This is a genomic window from Paracoccus spongiarum (assembly GCF_030732095.1).
Lineage (GTDB): Bacteria > Pseudomonadota > Alphaproteobacteria > Rhodobacterales > Rhodobacteraceae > Paracoccus > Paracoccus spongiarum.
This window is the reverse complement of the sequence record NZ_JAVAMQ010000040.1, coordinates 1-10,464: the sequence shown is the minus strand read 5'-3', so window position 1 is coordinate 10,464 and position 10,464 is coordinate 1. Positions and strand designations below refer to the sequence as shown.

13 protein-coding genes and 3 pseudogenes are annotated in these 10,464 nt (G+C 61.4%); 7 read left to right on the top strand and 9 right to left on the bottom strand.

From position 1 onward, the window contains the following. The 3 genes and pseudogenes from Q5Y72_RS19170 to Q5Y72_RS19160 all read left to right on the top strand — a co-directional run. Window positions 1–362, top strand: a pseudogene (locus tag Q5Y72_RS19170) (hypothetical protein); the annotation flags it as partial. Between the two features lie 151 nt (window positions 363–513). After that, the gene (locus Q5Y72_RS19165) at window positions 514–684 is read left to right on the top strand and encodes a hypothetical protein (protein WP_305964994.1); all 171 of its coding nucleotides are present in this window, start codon (window positions 514–516) and stop codon (window positions 682–684) included. A 148-nt stretch (window positions 685–832) separates the two neighbouring features. Further along, entirely contained in the window at window positions 833–1,957 is a 1,125-nt protein-coding gene (locus Q5Y72_RS19160; RefSeq protein WP_305964993.1) for a Fic family protein, read from the top strand. Window positions 1,958–1,992: 35 nt separating this feature from the next. Here the strand turns inward: Q5Y72_RS19160 and Q5Y72_RS19155 are convergent, their stop codons facing one another. Continuing rightward, complete coding sequence (locus tag Q5Y72_RS19155; protein ID WP_305964992.1) at window positions 1,993–2,835, bottom strand: restriction endonuclease; 843 nt, start codon at window positions 2,833–2,835, stop codon at window positions 1,993–1,995. A gap of 110 nt (window positions 2,836–2,945) precedes the next feature. Here Q5Y72_RS19155 and Q5Y72_RS19150 point away from each other — a divergent pair, with 110 nt between their 5' ends. Continuing rightward, window positions 2,946–3,224 (top strand): hypothetical protein, encoded by a 279-nt coding sequence (locus Q5Y72_RS19150; RefSeq protein ID WP_305964995.1) that lies wholly within the window; start codon window positions 2,946–2,948, stop codon window positions 3,222–3,224. 399 nt (window positions 3,225–3,623) lie between these two features. On the opposite strand, the gene Q5Y72_RS19145 is transcribed toward Q5Y72_RS19150, so the two are convergent. The 7 genes and pseudogenes from Q5Y72_RS19145 to Q5Y72_RS19115 all read right to left on the bottom strand — a co-directional run bounded on the left by Q5Y72_RS19145 (window position 3,624) and on the right by Q5Y72_RS19115 (window position 6,903). After that, window positions 3,624–3,800, bottom strand: a complete 177-nt coding sequence (locus Q5Y72_RS19145; protein WP_305964991.1) for a type II toxin -antitoxin system TacA 1-like antitoxin — start codon at window positions 3,798–3,800, stop codon at window positions 3,624–3,626. Between the two features lie 37 nt (window positions 3,801–3,837). Then, window positions 3,838–4,539 (bottom strand): RES family NAD+ phosphorylase, encoded by a 702-nt coding sequence (locus Q5Y72_RS19140; RefSeq protein WP_305964990.1) that lies wholly within the window; start codon window positions 4,537–4,539, stop codon window positions 3,838–3,840. After that, window positions 4,536–4,937 carry an MbcA/ParS/Xre antitoxin family protein gene (locus Q5Y72_RS19135; protein WP_035714338.1) on the bottom strand — a complete coding sequence of 134 codons (402 nt, stop codon included), beginning with the start codon at window positions 4,935–4,937 and terminating at the stop codon, window positions 4,536–4,538. Before Q5Y72_RS19135 ends, Q5Y72_RS19140 begins: the two co-directional genes overlap by 4 nt. A 58-nt stretch (window positions 4,938–4,995) precedes the next feature. Next, entirely contained in the window at window positions 4,996–5,640 is a 645-nt protein-coding gene (locus Q5Y72_RS19130) for a DUF8835 domain-containing pootine (RefSeq protein WP_305964989.1), read from the bottom strand. After that, complete coding sequence (locus Q5Y72_RS19125) at window positions 5,633–6,022, bottom strand: hypothetical protein (protein WP_305964988.1); 390 nt, start codon at window positions 6,020–6,022, stop codon at window positions 5,633–5,635. Before Q5Y72_RS19125 ends, Q5Y72_RS19130 begins: the two co-directional genes overlap by 8 nt. 126 nt (window positions 6,023–6,148) lie before the next feature. After that, window positions 6,149–6,478 (bottom strand): annotated as a pseudogene (locus Q5Y72_RS19120) (DUF932 domain-containing protein); the annotation flags it as partial. 104 nt (window positions 6,479–6,582) lie between these two features. Next, window positions 6,583–6,903 carry an H-NS histone family protein gene (locus Q5Y72_RS19115; protein WP_305964987.1) on the bottom strand — a complete coding sequence of 107 codons (321 nt, stop codon included), beginning with the start codon at window positions 6,901–6,903 and terminating at the stop codon, window positions 6,583–6,585. A gap of 427 nt (window positions 6,904–7,330) precedes the next feature. Between Q5Y72_RS19115 and Q5Y72_RS19110 the strand changes: the two genes are divergently transcribed. Continuing rightward, window positions 7,331–7,735, top strand: coding sequence for a single-stranded DNA-binding protein (locus Q5Y72_RS19110; protein ID WP_090271194.1), 405 nt, complete (start codon window positions 7,331–7,333; stop codon window positions 7,733–7,735). A 64-nt stretch (window positions 7,736–7,799) separates the two neighbouring features. On the opposite strand, the gene Q5Y72_RS19105 is transcribed toward Q5Y72_RS19110, so the two are convergent. Next, window positions 7,800–7,991: a hypothetical protein gene (locus tag Q5Y72_RS19105; RefSeq protein ID WP_305964986.1), complete on the bottom strand. Its 192-nt coding sequence runs from the start codon at window positions 7,989–7,991 to the stop codon at window positions 7,800–7,802. Between the two features lie 186 nt (window positions 7,992–8,177). Here Q5Y72_RS19105 and Q5Y72_RS19100 point away from each other — a divergent pair, with 186 nt between their 5' ends. Next, a complete protein-coding gene (locus tag Q5Y72_RS19100) occupies window positions 8,178–9,473 on the top strand; it encodes a reverse transcriptase domain-containing protein (RefSeq protein ID WP_305964985.1) in 1,296 nt (431 codons plus the stop codon). Between the two features lie 172 nt (window positions 9,474–9,645). Then, a pseudogene (locus Q5Y72_RS19095) lies at window positions 9,646–10,464 on the top strand (hypothetical protein); the annotation flags it as partial.

Here is a 10,464-nt window from a genome sequence, read left to right as displayed (position 1 = left end):
TGAACGCGCTGGAACGGCAGGAAGAAGCCCTCATCGACTGCGGCGTCGACCCCGCTCATGTCATCCGGGCCGCTCTGCGCCGTGCCGTGAAGACCTGGCAGCTCGGGTCAAAGTTCGTCCCACCATCCGAAGAGCAGAGAACGCGGATCACCGAATGGCGCGCGCGGACATCTCTGGCTGTCGATGCCAATGCGCTGACTTCCATCTTGCACGCCCATGACCCCCTCGATGTGCTCAGCAAGTGGGCCTTGATCCGCGGCCAGATCGAGCCGCGCGTCTGGGCGGAGATCGACATACTTCTGGACGAGATTGCCGTTCGCGCTGCGGCGCAGAATACAGAAAATGATACGTCAACAACCTGACTATAAAGACAACTTGTCCTTTTGTCGGTGGGTTTTTGCCGAAGCTACCGCCCACACCTTGCAGTTGCAGAAACCTCTCGTTAACACCGCCGACAAGAAATTTTTGACCTCCCTTTAACCAGTTATGAGGTCCAGATAGCAGGAGCGCGTCATGACCCCAAAACCCCGCCTCACCGGCGAACCGATCATGCGCATCCTCTGCAAGAAGACCAACAATCTGGTGGGTTTCCTCTACCAATGGAACAATGGCGATCTGCAGCCCGCGTGGCTGGACGATGCTATGGCCGAGGTTCGCTACGAACCAATAAGCGACGCCGCCTGACCTCTGTCCGATCGGATACAGTACGGCTGATCCGGGCCGTTACATGGAGATGTGTCCAACCTTTGGACTCGTTGGTGGTGCATAGAACCCACTTCCATAAATCATCGATTTGTCACATAGTGAGTTATAGAAAGGGATTCTATAGCTCATGCGCTGGAACTGGACACAACCCGACTGGCCGAACTTCCGCTATGACCGCGCTGCGATCGAGCCACTCGAACGGCGCTTTCTGCTGTCCTCAGGCGAAATCCTTGGTGCGGTCCGCCATGTGACTGGCGAGGAGCGCGACCGGCTGCGCATCGAGCTTCTGAGTGAGGAGGCGATGCGGACGAGCGCCATCGAGGGCGAGGTTCTGGACCGGTCCAGCGTCCAGTCCTCGTTGCGGCGGCAGTTCGGACTGACCGCTGATGGCGCACCCTCCAAGCCCCGCGAGCGGGGCATCGCCGAAATGATGGTCGATGTCTATTCGAACCACGCAGCTCCTCTGACCCACGACACGCTCTCTCACTGGCACGGTATGCTCCTGTCCCATGACCGTGGCCTCGAGACGATCGGTGCGTACCGTCGGCATGACGACGCGATGCAGATCGTTTCCGGCCGCATTGACCGACCGACGGTGCATTTCGAAGCGCCTCCGTCGGCGCAAGTCCAAGGCGAAATGGACGTGTTCGTCGACTGGTTCAACCGCACGGCGCCAGAGGGGGCGACGCCATTGCCCGCGCTGACGCGCGCGGCACTTGGGCACCTGTGGTTCGAGAGCGTCCATCCGTTCGAGGACGGCAATGGCCGCTTGGGCCGCGCTCTGGCTGAAAAGTCCCTCGCGCAGAATATCGGCCAGCCGAGCCTGATCGCGCTGGCCTATACGATCGAACGCGACCGCAAGGGGTACTACGACCAGCTCGAAGCCCACCAGAAGACGCTGGATGTGACCGCGTGGCTTTTGTGGTTCGGCGAGACGGTGTTGAACGCGCAGCAGGTCACACTGACGCGGGTTGCTTTCTTCATCGCCAAGGCAAAGTTCTACGACCAGTTCCGCGATCAGCTGAACGACCGGCAGGCCAAGGTGATCGAGCGCATGTTCCGAGAGGGGCCCGAGGGGTTCAAGGGCGGGCTCAGCGCCGAGAATTACATCGCCATCACTGGCACATCGCGCGCGACTACAACCCGGGATCTGCAGAACCTGGTCGAGATGGGCGCGCTGAACCGGACCGGGGAGCGGCGGCATACGCGATACTGGTTAAATATGTCGCATACATCAAAAAATGGCGCATAACGCTCTTTATGTAAATTAGTGTCACATCCGGAACGTCATGACCATCGAACCTCGGTCAAGAGATACTCCCTAATTATGCTGCGCACGACGATGCCATCGTTCTCAAAAACTGTAAAAACATAGACACCAGGTTGCACAATGATCCACCCGGCCGCCATGTCTTCTCCGGAGTAAAGCCGCTGAAGCAATCGACTGCCGACCTCCGGCCAGGCATTGCCATGATCGACGAGCAGAAATTCCGTGATCCATTCCTCAGGTGCCGTGATTAGCGGCTGAAGAAGAACGTGTTCAGGCTGACCGAAGCAAGGCTGTCCCAGTTCGTAGTGGGCGTGACCGCGAGCGTTTTTCACAACGACCTTTTCGAGCCGTTCAAGTTCGGGACGCCAAATGAGCCGCTGGACCCCATCTTCATCCACGTAGGTTTCGGCGGAGCGACTGATCTCGGCTGCCAGTTTCGAATTTCCAAAAAGTGCGCGGCGAGCGCTCTCAAACATTTCAGGAACGGGTTCGACGCTTCCGGACATGGTGGCGCCGAGAAAGGCCGCGAAGTATTCTTCGTGAGCTGAAAATCCATTGTTGCATTCCCCGCAAATCTCCACGACGTGAACATTGACCGGTAGCGGGCGATCCAAGCGCCCTGCCTCGGCGACCTCGTCGACCGCGGCCGCCGCAGCGAAACCATTTGTGGTGAACTTGCATTGGATGACCCAAAGCTCGCCGTTCTTCCGGCCCAAGACATCCGCGCCGCGATCTCCTGATCCACCTACAACCCGCACATCCTGGAAACCATTGCAGATCAACAGTCGAGCGACGTCACGCTCGAAGGCTTGCCAAGGCCCTTTCAGTAACCGTCTGGCATCCAGAAAGGCGTCCGTCATTCCAAATCCACATCCGGCTTCATGAGACGGAGGGAGCAGGTCGCTCGAATGATCTCGTCGCGGTTCGCGGTCTCCAGGTCGCGAGAGGACTGGTTCGCTAACCAGAGCGTATCTCCCAGATAGGCCTCATAGCGGGCGGCTGTGCGCGCTCCCTCGCCCTGCGCAACAAGACCCTCCTGCCATGGGAGGTCCAGCAGGACCGCCGGTCACTGAGTGCCTGGATCGAGGCGCAGGCCCAGCTGAAGCCGGTGTCGGCCATGGACCGGCTGCCGACATCGAAGCAGGTGGCCTTCGCGGAGAAGCTCGCCCGGATCAAACGGCGCGCCGTTCCGGACGAATGCTTCCGTGACAAGGGGCTGATGTCGAAGTGGATCGACGGGAACAAGTGAGCAAGGCACCGGCTGGCTCCGGCCTTCCGGAGCTTCTGCCATACCGTGGCTTGGCAAACTTAGCGTAGTTGCCAACCTATAGATTGGCAGATTGGCCCTTCGGGACATCAACCCCGGTCAAACTCCTGTCCGAAGGACCAAAGCCTGGTCCCGATGGCACGCCGGGAGGTGCACTGCTGCGACCTTCGGCAACCACCGCAAGTCGTAGTCGTCTCTCGACCCAGCGTCTTCAGATCTTCCTCCACTTGGGGCTAGCCCCTCAATTCTTTGAAAATGGTGATATTGGAGCGTCCATAACGCTGGAAAAGCAACCTCATCGAAGAAAACTATAGTGGTCTCTCGGGCCAGAGACGTCGCCGTCCTCAGCGCGTATATGGGAAGCCCAGAAGACCGGCGGACTCAGTTCATCTTTGGAAGCCATGTGTTTTGCCGGAATGACCTCTCTTTCGTCCGGCGAAATGCTGCCCGTAACGCTTCCGTCGGTGAGGGCGGAGAGTCCAAAACCTCGAAGAATGCCTGATGGTCGCATGGCTTCAAGCTTGTGACGTCCGCGCTGTTGTCGTTTGCAGGCTTCATTTCTTCGGACCTCCAAGGGCGCTTTCGCTGTAACGCGTTAGCCGACAGCCGTAACCGAGTAGTGCGGCGTCCCATCCCAAACAAGATCCCAGGATGCGCCCGGCCGGACGTTCTGGATGGCGTGGGGCTCGAAGCAGACCAAGCAATTCCCACCCGGCGCAGGAGCCCGGACCGAGGGATAGATCAGGCCCCGCGATCCAGCCCGACGGAGATGTTGGGCCAGGCTTTGGCCCTCGGGATAGCCGACAGCCGGATCCGTATGCAGTGCGGGATGGCCCGGCTCGTCGGTCATGTCGTCGAAGACGCCGATGAAGTCAGCCAGCAGTTCCACATAGCGAGCGCTGTCATGGAAGCTGCCGGTAAAGCCTAGTTCGCGCGTGCGGTGCCAGGCCACTTCGCTGACGGACACCATCACGTCCCATGCGCAATACCACGCGCCGCGCTCCTCGGTGTTGAAGCGGTTTCCGCCGACGCGGGTGTAGGTGAAGGCGGCGTTGACATGACTGTCGCCGTAGATGCGCAGATCGCGGCTGCGGCGCTGCCAGGCCAGCTCGCGCGGGTCCAGATGCGGGTTGCGGCCACGTTCCGCCAGAAGACGGCCGCTGGTCAGACCCTCGATTTCGGCCAGGATCTCCATCTCGTCATCGGTATCGACGAGACCCCGCAAGGACGGTGGCTTGTGGTAGGTGGCGGGCAGAAGACGAACGAGACCGCGATCAGAAATCTCGGTCTGCTTCATGCCCCACCACGCAACGCATCAAGATAGGTCCGCACCGCGAGGATCTGCGGCAAGCCCCCGTCGATGGCGGTGTCAACCGGACGGCTGCCCCCGAACAGCGGGCCGGTGTTCGGACGGGTGAACCAGCTTCGCGCGAGCGGCTCGGAGAAGTAGAGTTCGAGCGACTTGTAAATACCGATCACCGCACTGAGCCGCAGAAGCTGATCCTTGGTCAGTTCCCCCGCGAAATCCGGCTTCTTGGCGCGCTTCCAGGTGCTCTCTGACATATCCGCAAGGCCAGCCGCTTCCTTGAGGCTGAGACCCCAAGCATCGGCCACGCGCGCATAGGCCTTCAACGCGACGGCATTGATCTGTGCGGGTTCCCGGATTTTCTCAGCAACGTACATGGCGTCCTCCATTGGCCTGAATATAGATCATATGACCTCTTTGTAAAGATCAAATGAACTGCCCGCGCTCTCACCCGAACCGCCGCCCGGCTTCGGTGAAGGTGTACTCGTTCACGATGATCCCCTCCTCGATGGCCTCGTCCGAGGTGAGGTGGTCGTATTCGGCTTCAAGCTGCCGGTAGAGCCAGCGGGCCAGATCGCGCAGCGCCTCGGTCACGATCTCCTCCGCATCGTCGGTCGGCGACTGCCAGGTCGGGCTGTCGCGGGTGACGTCCACGGACATGGTGTATTCGTGGTAGTAGCGGCCACGGTGGCTGGCCTCGGCGGCCAGCTGGTAAAAATTGCGCCGCTGGAGGGCCTGCAGCCGGTCGGCGATGCTGTGCAAGGTTGCGTCCTGTGGCGCGTAATCCCGGATGTGCGCGGCCGCGCCCTTGGCGTGGGACCAATAGCCCTCGAAGCAGGCTCCGTCGCCCTGGCTCCAGAAGCCGGAGAACCAGATGCTGGGCTTGGCCCGCGTCCCGCCGCCCATCAGGCGGACGGGGGTGGTCTTCAGCCGGATGCCGAGGATTTCGCAGACCCGCTCGAAATCCTCGTAGACCGCGTCCCACCAATCGTCGTGGGGGCCAAGCTCGCGATACCAGCTGCGGGCCTTTTCCTTGGCGGCATCTGAAAGTTCTGGGAACTGGTAGACGGTGGTGCAGATGAGCTCAGGCATCGATGTCCTCCCCGTTGAGAGCCGCGGCCAGCCATTCGTGACTGCTGGTCCAGCCGAAGGATTTCCGCGCACCGAGATCGATGACATGCGCGCCGCCGCCGAAGGCGTCGAGGCGCGGCCGGGAGCAGGTCAGGGCGTACTGGAACCCCCAGAGGCCGGCGAGGTCGATCTCTTCCGCAAGGCGCAACACGAAGCGGATGACGGCTTCGACATCGCCGTGGTCGTCGTCATGGATCCAGATGGCGCTGCCCTCGGGCGCGTCCTGGAGCACGAGATCAAAGCCTGCGACCTCCGGGTCGTCTGCGTCCTGATCTGCGGCGCGAAGTTCCTGGAACAGCGCCAGCGCGCGGGCAGCCTTGTCGGGGGTGCCGACATCGAGCATGGGGGTTCTCGCTGAAATGCGCAGGCCGAAGCCCCCTGCCCTCTCGGGGCGAGGCCAGTAGCGTGCGTGTGGAAGGGGAGTGCGCGACCGCCGCGCGCGAGGGCGGTCGCGATGTCGGGCCCGGCGTTAGCCGACCCGGTCGAGGAGCTTCTTGGCCCGGCCCTCCATGTCGAGGCGGGCATCCTGCTGGGTCTTGTCGCGCGCAAGCCGCGTGATGCCCTGCACGAAATCGAAGATGCTTTCGGGCGGGCGGCCCTCCTCCATCAGCACCTTCTCGATGATCTTGCCGGATTCGGCCTTCGAGAAACCGCGCTTCCTCAGGAAATCATCCCGATCCTCATCCGTCCGCGCCACGATCTGCTGCCGCGCCGCCTTGATGCCGTTCACGAAGCCCTGCGGCGAGGAATTGGCGAACCGCGTCAGCGCAGGTGCTGCTTCATGGGCAACCCTGCGCGCCATCCTGGACGGTCACCCGCAAAGCAGCATCGAAGACCTCATGCCGTGGCGCTTCAATCAGACGTCAAGCCTCGCCGCATAGGGTTACCCCGTCGCGCTTACCATCAGCTTATGGCCAGGTCGCTTGCAGTTTTCCCCACCTCCAACGCCTCCACGAACCACTGCGGTTTGCGCCCCCGGCCGGACCAGGTGAGTGCCGGGTTCTCAGGGTGCCGGTACTTCGCCTTGGCAGGCGCCCGGGAGGATTTCGTCTCGGTGCCGACAAGTTCGGCCAGGGAGTAGCCCAGATCCCGGGCGAGAGCCTCCACCTTGGCGCGGGCTTCCGCCTTCTGCCGATCCTCATAGCTGGAGATCGCCTTGGAGACGTCCTTCTGCATTTTCTTCAGCTCGCCGAGCGACAGTGTCTCGAGATCGTAATCAGCCATTGGTGCGCTCCGTGTCCTGAATGTCCCGGTATCGATAGCCCGTCGCGGCAAGGCACCGCAACTCCCGGCAGGCAAGGGCAGGGGTGGCAAAGGCTGTTGGTCGCCGTTTTCGTCGCCAGTGAGGTGCTGAACTGGGGGTCAGGCTGTCCCGATGGGCAAGGTGACAAGTACTGGCATGGGTTCCCCGCGCATCTCTGTCTCCCGGGCCATCCCTTCGACTGACAATCCCCTAATCCCGTTCGCCTGCCTGCGCGCAACCCCGCGTCGGTCCGGGCCGTGTTGCCCCTTTGGGGCTGCCCGCTCCACCCCGGTCCTCTGGGGGTTTCCGGCGTCCGTTCCGTCCACCGTGCACGCGTCACCCGACGGGCTTCTTCCGGGTCTTGTCGAAGGGACGGTCCCGAAGACAGGACACAGAAGGAAGCTTACCATGCAGAACATCGTCATCCTCGCCGGCAACATCGGTCAGACCCCCGAAGTCCGCACCACCCAGGGCGGCACAAAGATCACCAACTTCAGCCTCGCCACCTCCCGCCCCCGCCTCTCGGAAGGTCGCGTCCTGCGCGACGAGAACGGCTACCGGGTCATGGACACCGAATGGCACCGCATCACCTGCTTCAACGGTCTCGGCAAGACGGTCGCGGAGCATTGCGAAAAGGGCATGAAGGTCCTCGTCCACGGCCGCATCCACTACACCAAGTGGATCGACAGCATGGGGAACGACCGCTACGGCTGCGAGATCATCGCCGAAAAGGTCGACTTCCTGAGCCGCCCGAAGTCGGCCGAAAACGAAAACCCCGAGCTGGTCGACCGCGACGATGAGATCCCGTTCTGAAAAAAAACGGGGCCTCCCCCTCGGGCCCGGCGGGGAAACCCGCCGGGTTCTCGTACTCTCGGCATCAACCGGGTTGGCTAAATTGTCTTTTGGCAACCTTGAATTGCCGAAACTTGCTCACCAAATAGTGACTGCCCGCGAGAAATGGCTCACGGGTTTGGCCGTTGAACTTGTCAACCTCTTTATGGTGACCTGGCAGCACGATGCCGAACAGCATCTCTGCGACCAGAGCCAGACGGAATGAGACACTGAGCATAGCTCGGACCTCCACGGTTACATTATACCACCTCGCGTTTTGAGACCCGTGTCTGCGAGGCGTTCGGAAGTGAGACGCTGAACGTATGCGCTGACAGAAGGTGGCGTGCGTTCGGGGGACGCCCGGCCTAAAAACCGGAGCCCAGGGTCAGGGCCAGTCCTCCGAACTCTGCGATAAGGAGGCTGAATGCGGCTCGATTGGTTTAAGTCCAGAGGCTACCGCCATTTCGATCTGCCCGTTGGCGAGAAGTTCGCTAGGAAGGCAATGGACCCGAACTTCGTGATTCAGCACTCGTTTGTCCCGCTGCTTCACTACACGAAGTCAGAGAAACGCTACAAGAAATGCCCGATGACCGGGAAACGGACGATCACCTCGAAGGACCGCCCGATCAAGTATGCGTCGCACCGGGACGCCTGCATACTTTCGTTCTACGCCAGCGAAATAAACAAATTGCTGGATGCCCATTATGACGCCGCAGGTCTGTCCGATAGCGTTCTGGCCTATCGTGCCCTGGGTCGCGGCAACTACGATTTCTCGGCGGAAGTGCTTGCGTTTGCCAAGACCCATGCTCCCGTCACAATCTTGGCGTTCGACGTCAGCAGCTTCTTCGACAATCTTGACCACACGCTCCTGAAGCGCCGCGTGAAGGCAGTGCTGGGCGTAACGTCACTGCCCGAACACTGGATGCGCGTATTTCGGGCGATCACCGCCTTCCACTACGTCGATATGGAAGAACTCAAGGCGAACGCCACGTTCTCCTCCCGGCTCAAGGGGAATGGCCGGGACCGGATCGCCAGCGTCGAAGAACTCAAGGCAAATGGCATCAAGTTCCACCCGAACCCCGAACTGGCAAAGGGGCATCGGCGAGGCATCCCTCAGGGCACCCCCATCAGCGCAGCAGCGTCGAACCTATACATGATTGACTTCGACAAGGCTGCACGCGCTTTCTGCGACAGCATCGGTGCGCTGTATCGCCGCTATTCGGACGACATCTTGGTGATCTGCGACCCTGCTCACGCCGCAGCAGCCGAAGCAGAGATCATGGATCTCATCAAGGCAGAGAAGCTGGATATCTCTCCGCACAAGACCGAAAGGACCGAGTTTACGGGCACGGGCGCCGTGGCGGGGAAAGCGGCACAGTACCTTGGCTTCGCGCTCCACGAGGCGGGGCCTGCAATTCGCGAAAGCTCCCTCGCTCGCCAGTGGCGCAAGATGAAAAGAGCTATGCGTCGGACCCGCAAGATCGCCGAGCGAAATATTGCATCTGGAAAGTCGACTAAGGCACACACCAAGCGCCTGTATCGCCGGTTCGCTCACCTGAAGGTGCGTGACGACGAAGGTGTTCGGATCGTGCGAAATTTTTCTTCCTATGGACGGCGCAGCGCCTCCGCATTCGGTGGTGACGAAAAGATCACTCAGCAGATCAAGCGGTTTGAACGCGCCGCGCTCCGTGAGATCCAGGAACTTAAGAAGATCAAGTAGACTTGCTCTTCCTCTTATTGGACCAGATTGCGTTTTACTGATCGTGCATTCACATCGTCGCGGAAGTTAACTCGTCGGCGCAGGGCTTTGAGAGTGAGAGGAGTGCCGGTTTTCCGGTGACAGGTTTGAGGCTGGGAGAGTGGCTCCCGGCGCCTGTCACGGAGGAATACCGATGGGCGTTATAGAAGTTCTGGATCCGGTCGCACCGGCGCGGGCTAGTGGCTGGAAAGTGGATGTGAGCCGGGGTGAGCGGAACGGGCGGGTGTCGTCCGAATGGTTCAACCGGCCCGATGATGAGCGGTATCTGTCGCTCGACGATCTCTGGGCATCGGTGAAGGGCCGGTCCGCGCGCAGCCGCAGCCGCGTAGTGCAAACCGCCGACATCCGCGTCGAGGCCGCGCGCGACAACCCCGAGCGGTTGCACCTGTTCCTGCCGAAAGCGCAGGAGCCGGTCGCGCCCACGCACTGGGCCTTCGGCCAGCTTGCGAGCATCATCAGCGCACCGGCCTCCTACCTGCGGCAGCTGCCCGCGCCGTTGGCCGGGATCAACCTGCAATACGGCCTCGCCAACCACCGCGCAGAGCAGGTGAAAACCTTCGAGACGGAAGACGGTCGCACCGAACTGCGTGCCGTGACCGGCCCCGACTATGGCCGCATCCATGACCATGAGCTGGTCGAGGCGGTGCAGCGCATCGCGGGCAATGGCACGGGTGACACGCGCTGGAAGGTGCCGGGCGTGCTGGACTGGTCGACCGGGGTCTACAATCCGGATGTCGAAATCAGCCGCGACACGACCACGCTCTACGCCTCGGACCGCGACGTCTTCCTGTTCTTGGTCGATGATCGCAACCCGATCGAGGCGGGGCGGCTGTGGCCAGACGAACTTGCCACCCTCCAGCCGCTTGTGAAGGCGGTGATAATTGTGGTGGCGGTCAACGAGGACGGCAAGCGCGAGGTTCTGGGTGTCGCCACCGGCCCCTCGGAGGCCGAG